Raw genomic sequence first — 20,502 nt, 5'->3', positions numbered from 1 at the left:
AGCGTGCGCGGCCCGACGTGGCCACAGCTCCGGGGGTTCAGGTAGGTCTGGAAGGCAATCTCCGCAGAACCCAGAGGTCGCCGGATAGGGGGCCCGGTTTATCCAAGGGGGGCGGCCGGGTCCTTGCCGTTTCCATTGGAAACGGCAGTCAGGTCAGGCGGGGAAGCCGGTCATCGGCTTCCGGGGGCCTAATCGGCCATGACGAATTGACCGACGCGGCAGCTTGGTCACCGGTCACGGATCCGTTCTCGGCCGCACCAGGTCGACCATCGGTCACGGGTATGGAGAACAGGCCACCGGTCACTGGTGACCGGTCACCGCATCGGTCACGGGGCTGTCGGTCACCCGTCAGGGCATCGGTCACGCGATCACCGGTCATGGCATCGGCCACCGGTCCATCGGTCACCGCCACGGCGTCGGTCATACCGCCATCGGTCACGGCCGGCGCCCGAGGGGACATGTGGGTGGCCGATAGCCGGGCTCCGGTCATCGGCCATTCTCGAGGCGCCAGCTGATGAGCCTTTCCCCAGCCGGAGCGTGCGCAGCCCCACGAAGTTACGGCGCCGGCTCAGGTACGGCTGCAGTACCGCCGACACCGGAGGAGGCCGTCGTAGAGCAGAAGGGCCCGGCTACCCCACGAGGGGATGCCGGGCCCATGCCGTTTCCATTGGAAACGGCGGTCAGGTCAGGTCGGGAAATCCGATGTGGGTCATCAGCTTCCGGTAGTCAACGGCCGGCACCGAGTTGGGCAGCAGGATGGGCAGGGGGCAGCAGTCGTCGTACAGCTTCTTCGCGTCGGCGGAGTAGCGGATGTACGGCGTGAGGATGTCGCCGTACAGCGATTCGGCGAGAGCCGTCGCCTTCCTGGCTGAGGCTTCGGTGTAGCTGGCGGTCGGGGTGCCGGTGAGGATCAGGTGGCTGACCGTCGGTCGGCCGGGCACGGAGCGGCGGAGGCGGTTCTTCTCCCGGACGCGGTCCAGCTCCTCGAACAGCGGGACCAGCAGCTTGACGTCCTTCGGGTCGGCACGGACCGACGGGATGACCGAGTCGTCCTCGTCGAGCATGCGGATCACGGAGTAGACCATCTTGCCGTAGCTGGCGGGGAAGTCGAGCCAGAAGACGTCGTCCTCGTCGCCTTCGTAGCCGAGGAGGATCTCGGCGAACCAGTCCTGCCGGTCCGCGTCCTCGGCGATGGCGGTGTCCGCGGTGGACATCTCCTTGCAGCTGGGCACGATGCGCAGTCCGGGGATGTAGGCGAAGGCGTCGTCGTCGTATCCGTCGCCGATGCGGTAGCGGGCCGGCAGCGCTACCTCGTCCAGGGTGGCGGTTCCGTGGATGAGGTCGAGGACGGTCTTCCGTCCCTTCATCGCCTCCTCGTCGTAGCCGAGGATCGTGGTCGTGGACCGGTTGGCGTCGAAGTCGAAGATCGTGCCCTTGTACCCGCGGAGTGCCGCTTCGGTGGCCATCGACGTCGCGCTGGTGGTCTTGGTTGAGCCTCCGCACTCAAGGATGAAGGCGTAGATCTTGGGATGGCGCCGCCCACGGGGGCGGAAACGGGGCTCTACGATGCGTGTCACGCGGTCTCTCCTGTGGTGTCCAAGCCCAGTTCCTTCTTCTCCCACGCGGTCTCAGGCAGGTACTGAGCGTGGTCCTGGAGGAGGCGGAGGTAGCCGACCTCGCGGCTCCCCCACGAGTGCCGGCGGGCAGCGGTACGGAGCTCCGCGGCGGCGAGGGCGCTCGCGAAGGCAGCGAGCTTCTGCAGGTCGCCGTCACCAGACTCCTGTACGGCGTTGAAGTAGGCGCCGGCGTTCTGGTCGTCGATGCTGTGGCGATCTGCCCGTCGGAGCCAGACCAGGGCCCGCTGCTGAGCAGCGGACTGCTGCTGCGGTGCCAGCAGGGCGCCGGTCATGGCCGTCAGGAGGAGCTTGGCGTCGCCCGCGTCGCCGGTGTCGACGGTCTCGACGAGGAGCTGGCAGGCAGCGTCCCGGGCCGCGGCCGCGGTGCTGCGGTCCTGCTCGTACTGGTCGGCCGACGGCTTGGGCTCTTCCTTCTTCGGCGCCCGGGGCTTGGTGGCAGCGTTTCCATTGGAAACGGCCGTGGGCTCCGGAGCCGGACCGTTTCCATTGGAAACGGCGTCTTCGCCCGGGGTCTCCTCGGAGTCGCGAGCGTCCTCGGCCTGCCGCTGCCGCGCGAGGATCTGCGTCTGCGCCTCCACCGGACGCATACCGCCCTGGACGAGGGTCACTGCCTCCCGCTGGTCCTCGGCGCTCATCTTCTGGAACTTCTCCGCAGAGCTGACGGCCAAGGTGCCGTCTCGCAGCGCGCCCTGGACCGTCGGGTCCAGGTTGAGCAGCTGCACGCGCTTCCAGACGGTGCCCTTGGAGATGGCTCCCTTGGCGGTCTCCCCGACCTTCTGCGCGATCTGTTCGTACGACAGCCCGCTGCTTCGCAGGGCCTCGTAGTGCTCCGCCTCCTCGAGGGGGCTCAGCTGGGCGCGGCGGAGGTTCTCGATGAGGGTGATGAGCCGGGCATCGGTGACCCTGTCGTCCATCAGGACGCTGGGAATCTTCTCCCAGCCCAGGGACCGGACCGCGCGCCACCGGTGCTCGCCGAACAGGATGACGTTCGCGGCGGTGATCTTCTCAGCTGTCTCCGGGTAGTGCGTCAGCCAGACATCGGCCGGGATGTGCGCGATGTTCTGGAGGAGGCCGACTTCCTCGATCGTGGCCGCGAGCTCCTCGATACCCGACATGGCCCGCCGGTTGAACGGGTTGGGGCAGAGGTCATCGGGGTGGAGCTCAACGGTGTCACCGCTGCGGTCCTTGCCACCCCGGTAGAACGTCTCCGCCTTGGCGGGAGCCGCAGGGGGCGGGTTGGTGCTCGTGCGCTTGGGCCTCGGGAGGGTGGCAGCCATAGATTCTCCAGGACGACAGCATGAAAGTACGGCCCGAGAGTAGCCGTTTCCATTGGAAACGCTCAGCCCCTCGCGCGTACCCGAGTATGGGCAGCCAAGGTCCCACTGCGCGCGGCGCTGCCGTTTCCAATGGAAACGCCGGTCCCCCCACGGGATCTGACGGAGGACCATGTGCGCTGCGGTTGCCTTGGACTGGGTGCCGTTTCCATTGGAAACGGCAACGGACAGAATCTCAGAAATCTCACAAAACAGAAAAAGCCCTGTCCCCGGCGGTGCCGGGAACAGGGCTTCTGCGAGGGGAATTGCGGATCAGGCCGCCCAGGTCGCGGGGGCACCTTGATCAGGGTTCGGGATGTCTGCGGCGGCCACCAGTGCGGCCGGGTGCCGCAGGGCAGTAATCGGAACCGCTCCGGACTCGGTTGCTGGTGCCCAGATCATGCGCCACGTGTCATCCCACTCGCAGCCACAGCCGTGTTCGGGGTGCGGGTGCCGTAAGAAGACGCCGTGGGTGTGGACGGCTCGCGGGATGCGGAGGATGAGGTCTGTCGGGTCGTCGCCGGGGTAGAGGTGCAGGTTCCGCCAGCCGTGGATCCGGGACATGTACGCGGCGGTAGCCTCGATGACGTCGCTCCACCTCTGATGCCCGAGGACGACGAACGCGATCGGGTAGAGATGGTCCTCGGTCGGGCCGTCGATTCCGGTCACGTATAGGCCGCGATGGGAGACGAAGCCTTTGTCGGGTGCGTCGTCGGTGCGCGGCGTCCAGAGCTTCTCGACGGGGTGCCTGGTGCCGTCGTCGCCCTCGCTGGTCGCGATCTCGTACCGGATCGGGGTGGTCATGCGCTCACACTCGCGAGGGCGGCGTCCAGGAGCGCGACGGCGTCGGCTTCGTACGGGTCGGCGAACAGCTGGTGGTCGCGGACGTCGAACGGCCCGAGCTTCGCGGCGACTCGGAACCCGGGCGCCGCGATGGTTTCTCGGCCCTCCAGCGTGGCGGCGATCCGGTCGAGGTCCTGCTGGGCGTGCCGGGTCTGGGTATACGGACCGAGGCGCAGCAGGGTGTGGCCGGCAAGGGCGTCGTCGTGCTTGCGGGCCTCGACGTGGAGGGCGTAGTGCGCGGGGTGCATGCCGATGTCGTCGGGCAGGGGGAGGTTCGCGGCGGCGTGGGTGAGTAGCGCGTAGCCGGGCTGCCAGGTGCCGAGGATCGTGGTGGTGTCGCAGCGGAGCCAGCCGCGTTCGGTGTAGCCGAGGTGGCGGCCGCTCAGGTAGGCGACGGCGTTGGGGGTGTCGGGGTGGACCAGGGCGACGGCGATCATCTCGGGGCCGTGGTTGTCTCCGGGCCGGGTGTGTGCCCGCTCGATGAACGGACCGACCCGGACGGCGATGTCCTGCGTGTGGCCGGGTGTCCAGGGCTGCGGATTGCGTACGGCGGTGAGCATCGCGCGGAACTGGTCGACGACGGCCTGGTCCTCGGGAGAGGGGGCACCGGGCGCGTGACCGCAGCGGCGGAAGGAGGGTCGCTTCATCGGGTGGACTCCCGTTCAGGGGTGAGGTGGCCCGGGCCGCTCGACAGGGCCGGGCTCAGGTAGCGGGCGGCGGTGTTCACGAACTGGTCGTGCGCGTTCTTCGCGGCCTCGCGGGCGGCGGTCAGGCCCTCGGTGGTGGCGTACGCGTCCCGGATTGCGTACGTCAGCGTGATCATTCGGTCGGCGGCGGCTCGCACGGCCTGGTCCTCGAAGAGGACGCGCAGGGCAACCAGCGGGCGGGTGACGGCGCTGCGGGTCATGTGGCTCTCGCCGCGCAGCGTCTCGATCCGGTCGGGGCCGGCGCCCTTGAGGACTGCATCGCCGCGCCTCCACATGGCCGTGCGGTGGTCGCTGGCGGCGCAGGCCAGCGCGGTGACGGCCTCCAGGCGGTCGCGTCGGATCGCCTCTCCGTGGCTGACGCGCACCTGCCGTTCAGCGGCGCGCTCCTGGAAGCGGCCGGAGACGATTGCGCCCAGCAGGGTGGCGACGATGGCGAGCGCTGCGGTGATGAGGGTGGCTAACACGCGGGACCTTTCGGAGTTGCTGACGGCGGTGGGAGTGAGGGAGCGGCGCGCCTTGGGCTGGAAGGGTGGGGCGCGGCGCTCCGGTGTCGCGGGGCGTGCGGCGTGTTCAGGCCCTGGGAGCCGTGGCCGCGCGGAGGATGTCGGCGTGGTCGAACGCCAGCCGGCCCGGCAGCTTGCTCAGGGGCCACCAGCGGGCGGTGCGGGCGTCATCCCCGGCGATGATCGGAGTGCCGGCGGGGACGGTGACGGTGTAGGCGACGGTGACGTACCGGCCGCGGGGGTCGCGGTCGGGCTGGTCGAAGACGCCGATCTGGCGCAGGTCGTCTGCGGCCACGTGGACGCCGGTCTCTTCGGCCAGTTCGCGGGCGGCGGCCTGACGGCTGGTCTCTCCAATGTCTACGTGCCCTCCGGCGATGGCCCAGTGGCCTTCGAACGGGGGCCAGTCGCGCTCGATCAGCAGGGCATCGCCGTCGGGTGTCAGGACCACCACGTCGGCGGTGTAGCGGATGGTCTCGAACGTCTCGGTCTCGCTCATGTGCACCTCTCGGTGGGGCGTTGGGTGGGGGGTCGGGGTGTGCGCTGCGCGCCCAGCAGGAGCTCGCAGTTGCGCTTTTGCTCAGCGGGCGTGAGGGGCCGGGCTGTCGCTGCGCCGTGGCGGTGCCAGAGCGGGGAGGCCGGCGGCTCGGGGTAGACGAGAGCGCGGTCGACGTCGCGGTCAGTGCTGCTCATGGGGGCCTCCGAAGGGGAGGGTTCAGGCGTGAGTGGCGCTCTGGGTGCTCTTGGGCTGGGTGTCGGAGGCGAACCGGCCGAGGCGGGCCTCAACGGGGTTCTCGGCGATCCAGTCCTCAGCGCACGCCTTGTGGACGGCCTCCCCGGCGTGGGAGCGCAGCCGCGTGGACTGGTCGCACAGCGCGCAGGGGCGGTCTTGCCAGTGGTCGAAGTGCTGGCTGTCGCGCCATTCGAGGAGCGCGCCGGGAGCCGGGACCAGGCCCGGCTCGAACGGCGGCTTCTTCTTGCTCCGAGTGGTCACGGCCGGAAGTCGGGCCGCTGCTGGAAGACGCGCTCCAGCAGGTCCGGCGTCGGCTTCCACGGCACGACCTGCCCCCGCGCGGGGACGGGCAGGGGCAGCTCTTGGACGTCGTCGAGCACCAGGTGCCAGGCGCCCGGGTGTGCCCACGGCGAGCAGAGCGGCGCGCCGGCGGGGTCCTGGTGGCAGTCGGTGATCCGGGCGATGCCGACGACCGCGCCGGTGACCAGCTGGCTGTCGCGGATCGTGCGGCCGATCAGCGGGACGCTCAGGGCGGGCCGGTCGAGGGTCTGACTCGTGTGCAGGAGCACCCAGCCGGTCCGCCACCGGTTGGGGCGGTTCTCCACGGTCTTGGCCCCGGTGAGGATGCAGGCCGCGTGTGGCTGCCGGATGCTGATGCCGCGGATCCAGTCGCCCTCGGGCAAGGTCGCGGTGCTCATGCGGCCCGTCCCCACACGCTGGTGCCCGGACGGCCGGCCCGGCGCCCGTTGATGGACGCCACCGTGACGTGCTGGCGCGTCGCAAGGACAGCGTGGCCAGAGTGCTTGCCGTCGTAGAGAGCGGCGTCGGCGGCCCTCTGCAGCACGGACAGGTCGCGGGAGCCGACCGAACCCGGGGCCGCGGCGCCGACCGAGGCGGCGACGTCGACGATGCGGCCGTCATCCAGGGTGACCGGCCTGTGCAGCATCCGGATCAGCTGCTCCAGACGCTGCGCCCGGTGGCCGGCGCTCAGTTCCAGAACCACGGCGAACTCATCGCCCCCGAGCCTGCCGACGGACGCACGTGGGCCCGCCCACGCGGTGAGCCGGGCACCGAACGCGGCGAGGACCGTATCCCCGGCCGCATGTCCCATATCGTCATTGATCTGCTTGAACCGGTCGGCGTCGACCATGACCACGGTCGTGTTGTCGCCGTGGCGGGTCAGGAGGCGGCGGGCGCGGGCGGTGTAGGCGTCGCGGCGCAGGAGGCCGGTCAGCGGGTCGCGCTTGGTGGCGGCGAGCTTCTTGTGCAGCGCAACGGCGTGGACCACCCAGCCGGTCAGCGGCACGGCGGCGGTGGTGATCAGGAGGGTGCGCGGGCCGAAGCGGCCCCGGGCGTGTAAGGCGGAGTCCATACTGAGGATCTCCCTCTCGTCTCGTACGGGTTGGGTGGGCCCGGGACGGGCAGACTGGTTTGGACGCCGATGTGCGCCTGTCCCGGGCAGAGCTACAGCTCGAAGGCGCTGGGCTTGGCCCACCTGTTGGGGTTCGTCCAGCGGCCGGCGGTCGCGGCGGGCCAGTCGAGTTCCCAGCCGGGCCGGTACCCGCAGGCACCCCAGCCGTCCGGCCGTCCGTGGGGGATCTCGTGCCCGGCCTCCTGAGCGGCGCGTGCCGCGTCGTAGACCTCGTGGGCGATTCGTACGGCGGCACTGTGGCTGTCGGCCCGGCCGGTGAAAACGTGCAGACCGTGCAGGCCGGGTGCCTCGGTGCTGCGTATGGGGACATCCACCTCGAAGTAGGGCAGCGGCACGTCCGTCTCCTTCCTGTGTTGAGGGGCCACTGCGACCGCCCCGTCCCCGGCGGTACGGGGTCCGGGGCGGCACAGAGTGCGCTCAACTCAGGGCGGGGTTCAGCTGGCCGTCTCGATGGCGTCGCGAAGGTGGGTCCGCGCGCGGGCCAGGAGCGCGGGCTGATCGGCGCCGGGCTCGGTCAGCGCGTCGGTGAGGTAGGTGGCGGCGGAGTCGAGTTCCTCGCTGGCGTCCTGGAAGTTGCCGAGGCTGGAGTCGGCGAGGATGTCGCGGACCTCTTCGACCAGGTCGAGGAACTGGTTCGGGGTGAGGCCGCGCGCCGGTTCGCTGCCGATGAGGGCGGCGAGGTCCGCGGTGAAGCAGGTGTCGAGCGCGGTGAAGGTGTTGGTGTGGGCGGTCTGGACGGCCATGAGGGCCTCCTTTGTCAGAGGTCGAGCCGGATGGTGATGGGGGTGCGGTGGTCGCCGTAGTCGCGGCGGGGGTCGTGGACGGTGCGGCGGTGGGCGGTGAGGGCGGCCGCGCCGCCCTGGATCGGGGTGGTGCAGTCCGGGCAGCCCTGCCACCAGTGGTCACCGGTGGGGAGTTCGGCCGGGGTGAGTGGGTGCGGGTGCGGTCCGTCGGCGGCGCGGCTCACCGGCTCGCGCCTCCGGCCGGCTTCCGGTCGGCGAGCGCCAGGAGCTCTGCGGCGAGGTCCGGCGCGGCCAGGATGGTGCGCAGGATCGAGGCGAGGCCGTCGCGTTCGGTTGGGTTGAGGCGGTCCCACACGGTGTGGGCGTCACCGTGGGCACGAACGGCCTTGAGGTAGTCGGTCTCGGTCGTGGCGGTGTGCTCGGTGCCGCACCGCCCGCACCGGGACACGGCCTGGTCCCATCCGCGCGTGGGGGTCGTGCCCGTCATCCGCTGATCGCTTCCAGGACCTGCGCTTCGAGGTCGGCACCGCCCTCGGAGTCGTCCTCCTGGTCGTCGCCGTCGTTGGCTCCGTGGACGGTGCAGACGATGTCCTCGTCGTCGTCCAGGTCGCCGTTGAGTGCCCGGAAGAGGCAGGTGACGCTGTAGGCGGGCGCCCAGGCACGGCCGGTGCATTCGTCGTCGTGCGGGCACGGGACCGCGACGTCGAAGCCGATGTCTCCCCCACCGTCGATGTCGGTGCGCAGGGCGAGGGTGAGGTACTGCTGGCCGAGGCGGATCTCCGCGACACAGTCGCCGCCGGCGGCGTTCGAGCCGGGCTTCCAACGCCACAGCGGCAGGATCTCCTCGCCGAACACCCGCCGTACGAGGTTCAGGTCACCGAGGCCGGTGCTGCCGTCCAGTCCGAGGTCGGCCTGCCGGGTCTGGCTCAGACGCTCCAGGTACGGCAGCAGGCGGCAGAGGCTGTCGGAGAAGACGATCTCGGGGATTCCCTCCACCTTCAGGGTCCGGTGGGAGTTGACCATGTCCTGCCGCTGCTGAATGACCACGTCCTGCGGCACTGTGCGGTTGGCGGGCCGCGGGCCCTGGCGCTCGATGCAGACGCTGCCGGGGGTGGAGACCATGACCGCGATGGGGAGCATGCTGTGACGGTTGGCGGCGGCGACCAGCGGCTTTCGGGCCGCGGCCGTGACGTTGGTTGCGTCGATGACCGTGAACAGCCGGCGGCGCATCCTCGCCTCCAGAAGCAGGTGCAGGGCGGCGACCGCGTCGGCGGTCGCGGCCTGGTCCCCGGCGTCGTCGCTGACCGTCTCGCGCAGCGCGTCCAGGGACAGGACCTGCGAGGCGGGCCACGTCTTCGCGATGGTGGTCTTCCCGGCGCCGGAGGGGCCGATGAGGATCACGAGGCTGTGCTCGGGCATCTCCGGGTAGATCAGCTCGGTCATGCGGATTCTCTCCTTGCGGGTGAGGGCGCTGGGCAGCGCGGATGAGGCGCTGCCCAGCGTGATCAGTGAGGAGTGCGGCGGCTGCGTGTGGCGCCGTCAGCGGACGATCATGTGGTCGGGGTGGCCGTTGTTCATGTGGGCCACGCACTGCGAGCAGTCCTCGCGCGGACCGAGTCCGGCGTGGGCCTCGCGGCTGGCGTACGCGTGGTACCAGCACTGCGTGCACTGCCCGCGGGGCGGGTTCGTTGCCTTGGTGCTCGCCATGTCAGACGTCCTCATGCGGGTCGAGGCGCGGGTCACCGGCGGGCGCCGGGGCGGGTGGTGAGCCAGGTGGTGACGGCGGCGGCGCCGATCCCGATGGCGCGGTGGAGTGCCGCATCCAGCTCCATCCACGAGCTGCCCGGCCCGGTGAGCTCCTTGCTGACCGCGCCTTCGTCGTTGAGGCGGACCGCCTGGCAGTGCTCGATGTAGCCGGTCTTCTTGGTCTTCTTCGCCAGCCACAGCAGAACGGCGCCGCGGTCGATCGCAGCGTGCGTTCCGGCGTTGATGGCCGCTCCGGCGAGCAGCGCGGTAGGGGTGACGCGGTAGCCGAACGCGCGGGTGATCGCGATGGTCGCCCCGAGCTGTACGGCGGTGTACGAGGCGACGTGGCTGGCCACGGCGCGCCTGCCGAGCGTGCTGGTAGTCATGGTCGGGCGGGTGGAGTCCGGCGTGGCGGGGGAGCCGTCGGCGTGGACCAGGTCCTGGCCGTACAGCCGCTTCCGCGAGGCCGTCTTCGAGCCCTGGACCCAGTGGTCGCAGGCGGGATGCAGTTCACCGAAGGTCGCCAGCAGGGTGCCGAACAGGGCCAGGCGCTCGGTGGTGAGGGAAAGACGGTGCATGCTGGAGGTCTCCTGATCTCGATTTTCGGGTGACGGGGAAGCGGGGCGGCCGGCCTCTTGCCGATGCTGCGGCCGACCCCGCGAGCGGTCTCCGCCCCGGCCTGCGTGGCCGGGGCGGAGGTCGTTTCAAAACGGCGGTTCGTCCGGCCAGGCCGCGCCGTGCCGGAGCCGGATGCGCAGCTCGCGCCGGGTTGCCCAGCAGCCACACGCCTCCATCTCGGGGAAAGCGCCGCCGGTCCACCAGCCGCCCGCGCCCCGGCAGTCGGTGCAGGAGCGGCGGGGACGGGGCTGAAGCTCGATGCGGTACCGGTCGGCGTGCAGCTGCCAGTGGCCGGCCTTGAGGATGGCGGCGGCCGCGGCGACCGTGACGGGCACTGCGGCCGCGACCAGCACAGCGGTGCGGGCGCGCATGGTCAGGGCCGGCCGAAGGGCTGGACGGTGAAGCGTGTGCCCTGTCCGGAGTTGGCGGGCGCAGCGGTGAGGAAGCCGGGGTCGGACCGTGCGATGTCGACCAGCAACGCCTTGATCCAGTCGGTAGGTCGCTGGACGTCGACGCGGAGCGCGGTGAAGTCGGAGAGCCTCACCAGGTGCGGCTGGGCGCCGTAGCGGCGCGCCCACAGTCGGGTGCGGATCAGCTTCGCGGCCTCGGTGTCGTCGGGGCGGGCGGGCACGCTGCGCGGCACGGCCCGGCAGGTCGCAGCGTGGGCGTTGGCGCCTTGGGCTGCCTCCGTCTCCGACATCACGTTGCCCGCAGTGTTGCGGTCCGCGCGGTGCGTGCAGCCGAGGCAGGCGATGGCGTAGCGGGCGCTGACCCGGTCGGTGTCGGCGGTGTAGACGAGGACGGTCGCGCCCTCCAGCGCCCGGAAGCGCTGGGAGACGAGCGTGCCCTCGGGCGTCCAGGTCTCGGGGGCGGGCGCGGAACGGGTGAACAGCGGCATGGTGACGCTCCTGGGTGGGGTTCGTTGGTCAGGCGGCGAGGCGGTGGGTGACCGGGGCCGTGGACGCGAGGTAGGTGTCGGGGCTGGGCTCGTAGCCCTGGGCGCAGGGGTCGCAGCGGCCCTGGGTGCGCAGTGGCAGGCAGAACCAGTACCTGCGCCCGCATTCGGGGCAGGTGGATCGTGCGGCCATCGCCCGGTCCAGGGCCCATTCCTGGGCGAGCGACGGGGCGCGCTTGGGCGCGGCCAGGTCGACGCGGAGCAGGAAGCCGCGGTTGGGATGGCGGCAGGACCATTGCGGGCGGGTCGCGCACAGCTTGCAGCGCAGGATCGCGACCGGGCCCGCATTGGCGCCGGGGCTCAACTGCATCTCCCGTAATTGCCTTCGGGTCACGAGCCCTTCGGGCACCGTGTTGCGGTCGAACTCGGGCAGCGCCGCCTCGCTGCGCGGCACCCGGACCGCCACCTCGCGGCGGCGCCTGATGCGGCGGCGCGGCATCACCGGCTCCAGGTGCCGGGCAGGCGGTGGGGGAGGTTCGGGTAGCGGGGGCCGGGGCGCTGCGGGCGGGGCCGGCCGATCCGGCGGCGCGGGCGGGGAGTGAGCACGAGCGGTTCCTCCTGATGTCGGTGGACAGCAAGCGCCGCGCCCCGCCGACGTCGTGCTGGTCGGCGGGGCGCGTGGTGGCCGGTCGGCCTGTCCGGCCCTCGCTCGACCCGAGGTGCGGGTGAGCGAGGACCAGGCGGAGCGACCGGGTCAGTCCCGGAAGGGGCAGCCGGTGTGCGGGTGCTGTTCGGCGGCCGGGGCCGGCGGCTGGACGGGGACGTGGATCTCGGGCTTGACGGTGACCTTGGCCGGGCGGCCGATGACGACGCGGCGGCGCAGGGTCAGGCCGCGCATCGCGAACGCGGACAGGAACGTCCAGGCGAGGACGGCCAGCCCGGCCGCGACGGTGCGGCCGGTCTCCGGGGTGGCCGTCCAGACCATGAACACGGTGGCCGCGCCCCATCCGCTCCACATGGCGCGCACCCCGTTGTTCTTGGAGAGGAAGCCGAGGATCAGGCCGGCGAGGCCGGTGAGCAGCCACAGCGTGTAGACGGTGGAGCCTTCGACGACGAGGCCGGCGGAGTGCTGCGCGATGTACGTGCGCACCGGCTGGTCGACGACGGCGGCGACCCCGCTGGAGGTGTCGACGCCGACCTGCACCTTGGGCACGGCGGTGAGCAGCTGGTGCAGCGCCTGGAGGACGACATGCCCGGCGGCCTTGGCCAGCAGGACGACGAAGGACACTCCGGCGACCATCAGGACGGCCCGGATCCAGGGGGCCATGTACCGGGGACCGTCCTCGGGAGCGCGAAGGACGTCCTGCCACATCTCGTGGAGGACGCCGTCGACGTCCCAGGCGTCGTTCCATCCGGCCCGCAGCTTGTCGCGCAGCGCGGCGAACCGCGGCGCCCTGGGCGGCGCCTTCGGGAACGCGACGGGGAGGTGGGTGAGCTCGTGGCGGTTCTGGCGGGGGGTGTTGTCGTTGGACGGCACGGAGCAACTCCTGCTTGTCGATGAGGTGTTCACGGGGCGTGCGAGTGGGACAGGCTGTGCGGGACAGGACCGGAGAGGGGAGGCGGCGCGATGGGGTGGTTCACCAGCGATGACCCGGAGGAAGTCGTCTTCGATCAGGTCGTGGACACGGGCGGGACGATCTGGCCCGCGTTCACCGACGACGACGGCGTGCTGTGGATCGACGTGGACTACGACGTCGAGGTGACGGTCAACGGCGCGATCGTCGATGGTCAGATCCGGGGTGCCGAGGTCGATGACTACGGCCGGATCTGGATCGACTACGACTGATCCGTGAGGCCGGACGGCCTGTCACGCACCCGAAGCCCGGCCTGCGTGGCGGGGTGTCGGATACGAGGCAGGGCGTCCGGGATTCAGCGGACGTCGTTGCGGGTGCGGGAGAACATCCCGCGCTGGTTGCTGGTGTTGCTGATCCGCGTGTTCTGCACGACCGGGCCCTGGAACACGTTCTTCGTGACGGAGCTGCGGGCCTTGTTGATCGCGCCGCCGATCGCGGTGGCGGCCATGGCGAGGCCCGCGAACGGCAGGGTGACCATCAGGACGCCGTAGAGCGTGACGGAGGCCAGGCCCTGGAGCACGAGCCAGGCTCCGCAGCCGATGCCGGTGATGCCGGCGCCCACCCCGATGGAGGCCACCGCGAGCCCGGCCGCCCACGCGGGCACGATCCGCTTGTCGTCCTGATGGACGGGCGGGGTGTCGCCGTACGCCGGGACCTCGGAGTCGTCGCGAAACGACGTCGGGAACTGCCGCACGGGCGGTGTCTGGGGCTGGAAGGACCGCGTGATGATCCGCTCGGCTTCGGCCCTGGCTTCGTCGTCGGTGAGCGGGCGGGTGATGTGGTCGAAGTCCACGGTGATCTCCGTTTCGGGGCAGACCCAACGCGCCCTCCCCGCCGGTGGGCGGGAAGGGCGCGTTGGGTGGGGGTGTGGGCGGGCTACTGCTGGGTGGCGGCCTCGAGCGCGCTGGGCGTCGGGTACTGCCAGTGGGGCAGCGGACCGCGTCCTTCCAGGCGGACCGCCAGGCCGTTGCGGCGGCCGGTGCGCAGCAGCTCGTTGACGAGCTCGCGGGCCTCGGGGCTGGCCGCCAGGACGTCGGCTGCGTCGTCGATCACGAGGACCAGGGGGCGGTTCATCGTCGTGTTCTCCTTCTCGGTTCGGCGAGGTCGGGCTGGGTGGTCAGAAGCTGCTGATCCATCCGGTGACGGAGGAGACGGCGCTGGTGATGGTGGGGGCGATGCCGGTGTTGGCGAGGAAGAAGCCGAACATGCAGACGGCGATGCCCGGCGCGATCCGCTGGTAGCCGGTGCGCACGAGGATGAAGACGATGATGCCGAACAGGACGACCAGGGAGATCGACACGGCCACGGGTATCGGTTCCTTCGGTGAGTAGGTGGGTGGGTCAGCTGTCGGCGAGCTGCCAGTAGCCGCGCTTGCGCGAGACGGCCAGGCCCTTCGCCTTGAGCTGGGTGCAGGCGTTGCTGACGCTGGAGGGCTGGAACCCAGGAAGCGCGGCGCGCAGGTCCTTGAGCTGCTGGGGTCCGTCGGCGAGGAGTTCGAGGATCTGGTCCTGAAGGCCGGGCTCTTCCCCGATGTCGGGGGTGCTGTCGCCGAACGGGCTGCCGAACGGCGTCTCGAACGGGACCGGCGCCTCGCTCTCGTCGTCGCCGTTGGTGTCGGGGGGCGGGGGGCCGGCCGCCGGCTTGCTGCCGGGAGCGTCGGAGAACGCCTGGGCGAGGGTGTCGCAGTCCGCGTACGGGTTGGTGTGCCGGACCTCGTAGATCTGGACGGCGGTCTGTGCGGCCCTGGCTTCGCCCTCGGTGAGGCCGTTCGCCGGTGCGTCGCCGTACAGGGCGATCAGGTCGGGGTAGACGCCGTCGACCTTCTCGGCGAAGAAGGTGCGCATGAACTTGGCGCGCCCGTCGAGGAACATGTACGCCATGCCCGCGGTCGACTCGCCGTCCTCGTCGTCCTTGCCGGAGAACAGCGCCTCGATCTGCCCGTTCTCGTAGATCCGGGCGGGGATGTTCTCCATCTGGAAGCCGGGAGGGGCGATGCCGTCCAGGCCCATCTCCTTGGTGGAGGAGGAGGCGGTGCGCATGAGGAACAGTGCGCCGACCTTGCCCTGCTGGCGGATCGCGTCGTCGTCGCCCAGGTCCTTGAGGTGCAGGGACTGGACGGCGAGCCGGATGCCGATGCCGACCTTGCGGCCGGTCTTTTGGATGTCGGCGATGAGGTAGGCGGTGGCCTTGCGCATCGCTTCGTCCGGGTGGGACAGCAGCCGGTTGATCTCGTCCAGCGTGATGTTGATGAGCGGCCAGGGCCGGCCGAGCGCGAAGTCGCCGCGCCCCATCTCGTTGGAGAGCCGCTCGCGGTACTTCATGACCGCGTGCGCGGCCGTGAGCATCAGGAGCGTTTCGACCGGGCCCTTGGCGAACCAGTCGACGCGCCCTTCCGCCTCCGGGAGGGACATGCCGCCCTGGACATCGCCGACCCAGGAGACGACGCCGGAGCGCTTCTCCGCGGCGAGGATCAGGTTCTGCAGGACGGACTTGCCCGCGCCGGTGACGCCGGCGGTGATGCCGCGCAGCGCGCCCTGGCTCGGGTCCCACAGCCGCATCCGGGCGGGCTTGCCGTCGTGGCAGACGCCGATGGTGACGCGGCCCTTGGAGTCCATCGTCAGGTCTTCGACGGTGGCTTTGCGGACCTTCATCAGCGGGTTCGTCTTGTAGATGGAGACGACGCCCTGGCGGATGCCGTCGGTCTCGATGACGAGGCGGGACGGGTCGTCGATGCCGAACGCCGAGCAGATCGCCGTGTGCGGGAGGCGGATCTCCTTGCCCGGAGGGGAGGCGACCAGGAGCACGATGCGGTGCGGCTCGGAGCGGTAGTCGATCAGGTCTACGCCCGGGGCGGCTTTGCCGGGGGCGGCGACCGCGGTCTCCCACAGCCCGCGCAGCCCTTCGGCGGCGGCCTCGAGGTCCTCTGAGGTGGGGCGGGCGACCAGCCGCATCCGGCCGGGCCCCGAGCCCTGCACGGGCCGCATCTTCACAGTGCCGACGGGGAAGTCGAACGCGGCGGCCAGCTGCACGTCGGTGAAGGCGGGCACCGCCTTCCCGGCCTGGGCGACGACGACGGCCTCGAAGTCGGGCCGGTCGGCGCGGAACGGGGTGATGGACACCAGGCGGGTGCCGTCGCCGGTGGCCTGCGCCCACTTCGCGGCGAGGAACTCGGTGTACGTCAGCTCCCGGGCGGGACCGGTCTGCGCCTGCTGCTCGCTGAGCTCCAGGACCAGGCCGGCGCTGCGGGTGATCGGCGCCATCCAGCCCATCAGACCGGCCCAGGCAGCGGCGTCGACGATCTCCCACCAGTTGAAGCCGGGGGTGATCAGGTTCGCCACGTAGGTGCCGGCGGCCGTCAGGAGCGGGAGCGCCCGCTGCGCCCGGGTCAGTACGTTCAGGCCCTGGTCGGGGTTCTTGGTCTTCGCGTACAGCCAGGCCAGGGTGCCCAGTCCGATGCCGCCGGAGGCGAGGTAGGACCAGGCGCTGTCGTCCAGCTGCGGGCCGATGGCCATACCGGCCGCCGCCAGGGCGTAGGAGGTGCGTTCGGCCAGGACGCGCCGGTAGATGACGTGGCTCGGGACGGCCTTGGTGGTGTCGGCGGGCGGCGCCGCCTGGTCGATGGTGCTCAACACAGCCTCCGTTCGAGGGCAGGGGCAGCAGGGGCCGCGCCCGGTGTGGCGCGGCCCCTGCTGCGGTGGGGGTGGGGTGGGTCAGCGGCGGCGTCCGGTGCGCCGGTAGAAGCCGGGCTTGCCCTGGCGGACACCGGAGCCGTTGGAGGCTTCGTAGCCGGAGCGGTACTCCCGTTCATGCGCGCCGTTGAAGCCGCGGGCGTCGGTGTCGACGGCGTCAGCGGCGTTCACCATCTCCCCGGACGCTTCGGCGACCCCGGTGAGGGCGGTGGAGGTGTCCATGATCATGGAGGTGAAGCGGGGCTCGACTTCGGCCTGGCCGCACATCTCCGCCAGGCGCATCGCCGCGGTGGCGTTGGCCTGCATGTGGGAGCGGAGCAGGTGCATGCCCTCCTTGAGGAAGAGGGCGGAGGCGGCGAGCTTCGCGGTCCGGCCGGCCAGGGCGAGGAAGCCGAGGCCGCTGCTGGCGCTGCCGGTGCTGCTGGCGACGCCGTTGTTCATGCCCGGGATGGCGGGAAGGTTGTCGCTCACGTGATCTCCTTTCAGTTCTCGTTGTGGACGCGGGCGGCGGGCACGGCCAGGCCCGCGTCCTCCGTGGCCTGCTGGAGGGGCCGGTAGGCGTCGAACATCGCGTTCTCCGCGCTCTCGGAGAGCTCCGCCGCGACCAGGGACTTAGTGGCCATCTCGTCGGCCTTGCGGGCCAACAGCTCCATGGACTCCGCGAGCCTGGCCATCGCGGCGCCGGTCAGGCGGCCGATGACGTTGTGCGTGGAGCGCAGGTCAGCGGCGAGTTCGTCCAGCTCGTACCGGATCTGCCGCGCCTTCCTGGCGAGCTTGCGGCAGGTCTCGTGCGCCGTGAACGACTGCGCGGTGAGCTCCTCCAGGACGTCGAGCGTGTCGTCGAGGGTGACCTCGGTCTCGTGCTGCGCGTCCATGTCCGCGATGCCGCCGCTGCCCCACATCGCCATCCAGTTGTCGCGGGTCAGATCCGGGGCGGTGCTCACACTGTTCTCCTTCGTGCTCGGGTTGCCGGCGGGAAGACCCGCGCCGGACGTCGCCGGGCCGGGCCCGGGGGAGTCGGCTCGCTCGACCGTGATCGGACCGGCCGGATCGGACACCGCCGTCGCCATGCCCATCGCCTCGAACGGCGAGAGGCGCGGCGTGCCGGTGCCTGGCACCGTTCCGCCGCCCGCCGGGGCCGTTGCGGCTGCCGCAGGAGCGGCTCCGCCCGGCGGCGGGGGCGGTGTGGGGCCGGTCGTCGGCGCCGGGTGGGGTACGGGGACCGTGGTGGTGCGCATCCGGGCGCGCTTGCGGGCCCGTGCCTTGGCCGTGGACCAGGGCGTGCGCCGGGTCGGTGCCACTGCGGCGGGACCGGCCGGCGCCTTCGTAGCGGGACCGGCGGGCTTGGTGCCGCTGGGCTTGGTCTTGGTCTTCGGGCCAGCCTTCTTCTTCGGCTTCCTGACCTTGACCTTCGTGAAGACCGGATGGCCCATGTTCTTGCGGCGCCGCCTGAGCCGCTTCTCAGCGGTCTCGTGGACGGCCTGGCCGAAGGTGGTCCGGCCCCGGGCCGCGGACTTCATCGCCCCGAGGACCTTGCGGCTGTACTCCTTGTGGAAGCGTCGGCACTTGCGGCAGCGGCAGCCGTACTTGTCGGTCGCCGCGAACGTGCCGTGCTCGATGCCCGGCGTGAGCGTGATCTTCTTGCCCTTGCGGGACTTGCCGCCCGGCGACCTGGGCACCGAGGCCGGACCGCTCCCGCCCTTGCCGGGGCGGGTCTTGCCCTTCTTCCCTCCGCGCTTGCTGCCGGGCGCCGTGGTGCCCGCACCGCCGCTGCCCTTCCCCTTCGGCTTCGTCTTCGGGCCGGTGCCGGAGGTGGTGGTGCCGGGCTTCTTGCCCAGGGTTCCGGACGGTCCTGTCGTGCCGCGCGGCGACTTCTTCGTCCCGCTCTTGGGGCCGGTCCCCGATCCCTTGCCGGTGCCAGGGCCCTTCGAGCCGGTCGTGCCGGGAGGGGTCTTGCCGCCCGTTCCTGTGCCGGTGCCCGTCCCCTTGCCGGTGCCGGGGCTTTTGGTGCCGGGGCCCGTCGTCTTGCCGGTTGCTGTCCCGGAGCCCGGTCCGCGCTTGGCGGCCGGGCTGCCGGACGAACCGCCGGCCCCGGCACCGGTGCTGCCGGGACCGCGCTTGCGGTTCGTGGTGGAGCCGCCTCCGGAGGAGCCGGACCCCCCGCCGCCGCCGGAGGCGCGGTTCTTCCTGACGCCTCCGCCGCCGGTGTTGCCCGATCCCTTGCCTCCGCCGGAGCCTCCCGAACCGCCTGCGCCGGACGATCCGGGGCCGCGGTTCTTCTTGAGGCTGTGGCCGCCGCCCTGCGAGTTCCGCTTGAGGGGGGTGATCCCGGAGCCGTTCTTGTCGGGCGAGGTGGTGCGACCGCCGCCGCCCGAGCCGGAGCCCGGACCGCGTCCGCGACCACCGCCCAAGCCGCTGGGCGACCTGGTCGTCGACCCGCCGCGCCCCCGGCCCCCCGAGCCGCTGAACGCCCCTGAGCCGCCCCGTCCAGACCTGCCCGGACCAGAGCCGCCGGAGCGGCCTCCCGGACCGCCAGGGCCCTGCTGGAGGGTCTTGCGGCCGTATTCATGCCCGGGCTGCACCTGCCGCCTCGAACTGCCCCCGGGGGAGCCGTCCTTGGCGGTGCTCGCGGTCTTCGCGACCGCCTCACGCTGCTCCCGGTTGGCCCGGCCCGTCGCAACGGCGGAGTGAATCCCGCGCATCGCGGCCAGCGACACCGCGAGGATCGCCGCCAGAGACAGCGCCCCCAGCCGCGGCCCGGCGGCCGGCTGCCCGCCCTCCGAGCGGAAGGTGTCCGGGACCTGCGCCCCCGTCCCGAACGGAGCCTCGGCAGGCTCCGAACCGGCGGCGAACGGGGTGCCCAGACCCGGCTCAGGGAGCGCCGAGATGGCATCCAGAGGCGAGGTTCGGATCGCGGGTTCAAACGTTTCGGGGGTGTCGGTGGGGGCCGGAGTGACATCGGCGGGGGCCGCGAACGGCACGTCGGAGGGTGCCGGACCGGTGCTCTCCGCAGGGGGGTCGGCGGGGGCGGTGTAGCCCACGCGGGGGAAGTGGATCAGGTTGTTGGGGCCGTCGTCGTCGGCCATGACGTCTCCCTCGAGGAGTTGACAGACGGTCACGCCTGGGGCACCCTCGCGCGCGCACGGCACGCGCGCGCCTCGGGGTGCTCCAGGCGGAGGGGAGGAGGCGGTGAAGAAGAAGAACTTCGTCACCCTCCGTTGTTCTTGAAGAAGTCGTGCAGCTCCTCGGTGAGCTTGCGCCACACCTCGGGGCGGCCCTCGCGTTCGGCCTTGAGGGCCAGGGTCCGGCACGCGTCGTACCAGACCCCGGCCCGCTCCTTCTCGGTCCGGGCTTCCGCGATCCGCGCGTTCCAGTGCTTCGCACGGTTTTGCGTCTGCCGAGGCGTCGTCAACGTCCCTCTCCCTGCGGGAAGTAGTCGTTGATCGTGCTGGTCGGCCGCTCACCGCCGGCTGCCATCGGCCACTGCTGCCAGGGGTTGTCCGGGGCCAGGAACTCCGCCGGCCTCGCCTGCGGGACCGCGCCCAGCATCTGCTCCTGGGGGGTGTTCAGCGCGGTCACCGTCCGGTTCAGCGAGCCCGCGACGGCCGCGCCGACGGCGGCCTGGCGGCCGCTCTTGCGCTCCAGCTTCTTGGCCGCCGCCGTCTCCCGGCGCTTCGGCAGCGCCAGGACCTCGTTGACGTAGGTCGCGTACAGGGCCTCGGCCTTGCTCGCGGCCTCACCGGACGCCTTCTGCATGGCCTTGAGCTGCCGCGACACCTTCCAGGCACGGATCTTCTTGGCCGCCCAGACCCAGCGGTCGCCTTCAACGGGCGTCTGCTCCAGGCGCCGGCGCACGATGTCGGCGATCTGCCCGTACTGCTGGGCATCGCGAACGTGCTGGTCGCGGACGGTGGCGGTGAAGGCCCTCAGACCCTGATCCGTGAACAGGGAGTTGATATCCATGAGCTGCGGCTCCTCCTTGGAAGGACAGGTTGCTTTGTGGTCATTTGCG

29 protein-coding genes are annotated in these 20,502 nt (G+C 71.3%); 1 reads left to right on the top strand and 28 read right to left on the bottom strand.

What is annotated here, in order from left to right:
- Positions 1–680: 680 nt before the first annotated feature.
- The 20 genes from ACFRU2_RS05280 to ACFRU2_RS05185 all read right to left on the bottom strand — a co-directional run bounded on the left by ACFRU2_RS05280 (position 681) and on the right by ACFRU2_RS05185 (position 12,704).
- The gene (locus tag ACFRU2_RS05280; protein ID WP_382967729.1) at positions 681–1,577 is read right to left on the bottom strand and encodes a ParA family protein; all 897 of its coding nucleotides are present in this window, start codon (positions 1,575–1,577) and stop codon (positions 681–683) included.
- Entirely contained in the window at positions 1,574–2,914 is a 1,341-nt protein-coding gene (locus ACFRU2_RS05275; RefSeq protein WP_382967726.1) for a ParB/RepB/Spo0J family partition protein, read from the bottom strand. Before ACFRU2_RS05275 ends, ACFRU2_RS05280 begins: the two co-directional genes overlap by 4 nt.
- A 309-nt stretch (positions 2,915–3,223) precedes the next feature.
- Entirely contained in the window at positions 3,224–3,754 is a 531-nt protein-coding gene (locus tag ACFRU2_RS05270) for a hypothetical protein (RefSeq protein WP_382967725.1), read from the bottom strand.
- Positions 3,751–4,440, bottom strand: a complete 690-nt coding sequence (locus ACFRU2_RS05265) for a hypothetical protein (RefSeq protein WP_382967723.1) — start codon at positions 4,438–4,440, stop codon at positions 3,751–3,753. Before ACFRU2_RS05265 ends, ACFRU2_RS05270 begins: the two co-directional genes overlap by 4 nt.
- Positions 4,437–4,964 (bottom strand): hypothetical protein, encoded by a 528-nt coding sequence (locus tag ACFRU2_RS05260; RefSeq protein WP_382967722.1) that lies wholly within the window; start codon positions 4,962–4,964, stop codon positions 4,437–4,439. Before ACFRU2_RS05260 ends, ACFRU2_RS05265 begins: the two co-directional genes overlap by 4 nt.
- 106 nt (positions 4,965–5,070) lie before the next feature.
- Positions 5,071–5,499, bottom strand: coding sequence for an NUDIX domain-containing protein (locus ACFRU2_RS05255; protein WP_382967720.1), 429 nt, complete (start codon positions 5,497–5,499; stop codon positions 5,071–5,073).
- Between the two features lie 216 nt (positions 5,500–5,715).
- A complete protein-coding gene (locus ACFRU2_RS05250) occupies positions 5,716–5,994 on the bottom strand; it encodes a hypothetical protein (protein ID WP_382967718.1) in 279 nt (92 codons plus the stop codon).
- The gene (locus ACFRU2_RS05245) at positions 5,991–6,431 is read right to left on the bottom strand and encodes a hypothetical protein (protein ID WP_382967716.1); all 441 of its coding nucleotides are present in this window, start codon (positions 6,429–6,431) and stop codon (positions 5,991–5,993) included. The genes ACFRU2_RS05250 and ACFRU2_RS05245 overlap by 4 nt, the downstream gene beginning before the upstream one ends.
- Positions 6,428–7,105, bottom strand: a complete 678-nt coding sequence (locus ACFRU2_RS05240) for a GGDEF domain-containing protein (protein ID WP_382967714.1) — start codon at positions 7,103–7,105, stop codon at positions 6,428–6,430. Before ACFRU2_RS05240 ends, ACFRU2_RS05245 begins: the two co-directional genes overlap by 4 nt.
- Before the next feature lie 92 nt (positions 7,106–7,197).
- The gene (locus tag ACFRU2_RS05235) at positions 7,198–7,500 is read right to left on the bottom strand and encodes a hypothetical protein (protein ID WP_382967712.1); all 303 of its coding nucleotides are present in this window, start codon (positions 7,498–7,500) and stop codon (positions 7,198–7,200) included.
- Positions 7,501–7,599: 99 nt separating this feature from the next.
- Positions 7,600–7,908, bottom strand: coding sequence for a hypothetical protein (locus ACFRU2_RS05230; protein WP_382967710.1), 309 nt, complete (start codon positions 7,906–7,908; stop codon positions 7,600–7,602).
- A 14-nt stretch (positions 7,909–7,922) separates the two neighbouring features.
- Entirely contained in the window at positions 7,923–8,132 is a 210-nt protein-coding gene (locus ACFRU2_RS05225) for a hypothetical protein (RefSeq protein ID WP_382967708.1), read from the bottom strand.
- Complete coding sequence (locus tag ACFRU2_RS05220; protein WP_382967706.1) at positions 8,129–8,395, bottom strand: hypothetical protein; 267 nt, start codon at positions 8,393–8,395, stop codon at positions 8,129–8,131. Before ACFRU2_RS05220 ends, ACFRU2_RS05225 begins: the two co-directional genes overlap by 4 nt.
- Positions 8,392–9,351, bottom strand: a complete 960-nt coding sequence (locus ACFRU2_RS05215; RefSeq protein WP_382967704.1) for an AAA family ATPase — start codon at positions 9,349–9,351, stop codon at positions 8,392–8,394. The genes ACFRU2_RS05220 and ACFRU2_RS05215 overlap by 4 nt, the downstream gene beginning before the upstream one ends.
- 96 nt (positions 9,352–9,447) lie before the next feature.
- Positions 9,448–9,615: a pRL2-8 gene (locus ACFRU2_RS05210; RefSeq protein ID WP_382967702.1), complete on the bottom strand. Its 168-nt coding sequence runs from the start codon at positions 9,613–9,615 to the stop codon at positions 9,448–9,450.
- A gap of 32 nt (positions 9,616–9,647) precedes the next feature.
- A complete protein-coding gene (locus ACFRU2_RS05205; RefSeq protein ID WP_382967700.1) occupies positions 9,648–10,232 on the bottom strand; it encodes a hypothetical protein in 585 nt (194 codons plus the stop codon).
- Between the two features lie 126 nt (positions 10,233–10,358).
- Positions 10,359–10,643, bottom strand: coding sequence for a hypothetical protein (locus ACFRU2_RS05200; protein ID WP_382967698.1), 285 nt, complete (start codon positions 10,641–10,643; stop codon positions 10,359–10,361).
- A 2-nt stretch (positions 10,644–10,645) separates the two neighbouring features.
- Complete coding sequence (locus tag ACFRU2_RS05195; protein ID WP_382967697.1) at positions 10,646–11,170, bottom strand: hypothetical protein; 525 nt, start codon at positions 11,168–11,170, stop codon at positions 10,646–10,648.
- 28 nt (positions 11,171–11,198) lie between these two features.
- The gene (locus tag ACFRU2_RS05190; protein ID WP_382967695.1) at positions 11,199–11,666 is read right to left on the bottom strand and encodes an RRQRL motif-containing zinc-binding protein; all 468 of its coding nucleotides are present in this window, start codon (positions 11,664–11,666) and stop codon (positions 11,199–11,201) included.
- A 255-nt stretch (positions 11,667–11,921) separates the two neighbouring features.
- Positions 11,922–12,704: a hypothetical protein gene (locus ACFRU2_RS05185; protein WP_382967693.1), complete on the bottom strand. Its 783-nt coding sequence runs from the start codon at positions 12,702–12,704 to the stop codon at positions 11,922–11,924.
- Between the two features lie 90 nt (positions 12,705–12,794).
- Between ACFRU2_RS05185 and ACFRU2_RS05180 the strand changes: the two genes are divergently transcribed.
- Positions 12,795–13,013, top strand: a complete 219-nt coding sequence (locus tag ACFRU2_RS05180) for a hypothetical protein (protein ID WP_382967691.1) — start codon at positions 12,795–12,797, stop codon at positions 13,011–13,013.
- Between the two features lie 83 nt (positions 13,014–13,096).
- On the opposite strand, the gene ACFRU2_RS05175 is transcribed toward ACFRU2_RS05180, so the two are convergent.
- From ACFRU2_RS05175 to ACFRU2_RS05140, 8 genes are all read right to left on the bottom strand, one after another.
- Entirely contained in the window at positions 13,097–13,594 is a 498-nt protein-coding gene (locus ACFRU2_RS05175; protein ID WP_382967689.1) for a hypothetical protein, read from the bottom strand.
- Between the two features lie 83 nt (positions 13,595–13,677).
- A complete protein-coding gene (locus tag ACFRU2_RS05170) occupies positions 13,678–13,875 on the bottom strand; it encodes a hypothetical protein (RefSeq protein ID WP_382967687.1) in 198 nt (65 codons plus the stop codon).
- A gap of 43 nt (positions 13,876–13,918) precedes the next feature.
- Entirely contained in the window at positions 13,919–14,107 is a 189-nt protein-coding gene (locus tag ACFRU2_RS05165) for a hypothetical protein (RefSeq protein WP_382967685.1), read from the bottom strand.
- Positions 14,108–14,141: 34 nt separating this feature from the next.
- A complete protein-coding gene (locus ACFRU2_RS05160; protein ID WP_382967683.1) occupies positions 14,142–16,430 on the bottom strand; it encodes a hypothetical protein in 2,289 nt (762 codons plus the stop codon).
- Positions 16,431–16,511: 81 nt separating this feature from the next.
- Positions 16,512–16,961 (bottom strand): conjugal transfer protein TraB, encoded by a 450-nt coding sequence (locus ACFRU2_RS05155; RefSeq protein WP_382967681.1) that lies wholly within the window; start codon positions 16,959–16,961, stop codon positions 16,512–16,514.
- Between the two features lie 11 nt (positions 16,962–16,972).
- On the bottom strand, positions 16,973–19,576 hold the full coding sequence (locus tag ACFRU2_RS05150) for a hypothetical protein (RefSeq protein ID WP_382967679.1): 2,604 nt from the start codon (positions 19,574–19,576) through the stop codon (positions 16,973–16,975).
- Between the two features lie 122 nt (positions 19,577–19,698).
- Positions 19,699–19,902: a hypothetical protein gene (locus ACFRU2_RS05145; RefSeq protein ID WP_382967678.1), complete on the bottom strand. Its 204-nt coding sequence runs from the start codon at positions 19,900–19,902 to the stop codon at positions 19,699–19,701.
- Positions 19,899–20,453 (bottom strand): hypothetical protein, encoded by a 555-nt coding sequence (locus ACFRU2_RS05140; RefSeq protein WP_382967676.1) that lies wholly within the window; start codon positions 20,451–20,453, stop codon positions 19,899–19,901. Before ACFRU2_RS05140 ends, ACFRU2_RS05145 begins: the two co-directional genes overlap by 4 nt.
- Between the last annotated feature and the right edge of the window lie 49 nt (positions 20,454–20,502).

The sequence above is a fragment of the Streptomyces sp. NPDC056883 genome (genome assembly GCF_042788835.1).
GTDB classification, from domain to species: domain Bacteria; phylum Actinomycetota; class Actinomycetes; order Streptomycetales; family Streptomycetaceae; genus Streptomyces; species Streptomyces stoeckheimensis.
Note: the sequence above shows the minus strand (reverse complement) of the source record. Positions and strands in the feature narration are given on the sequence as shown.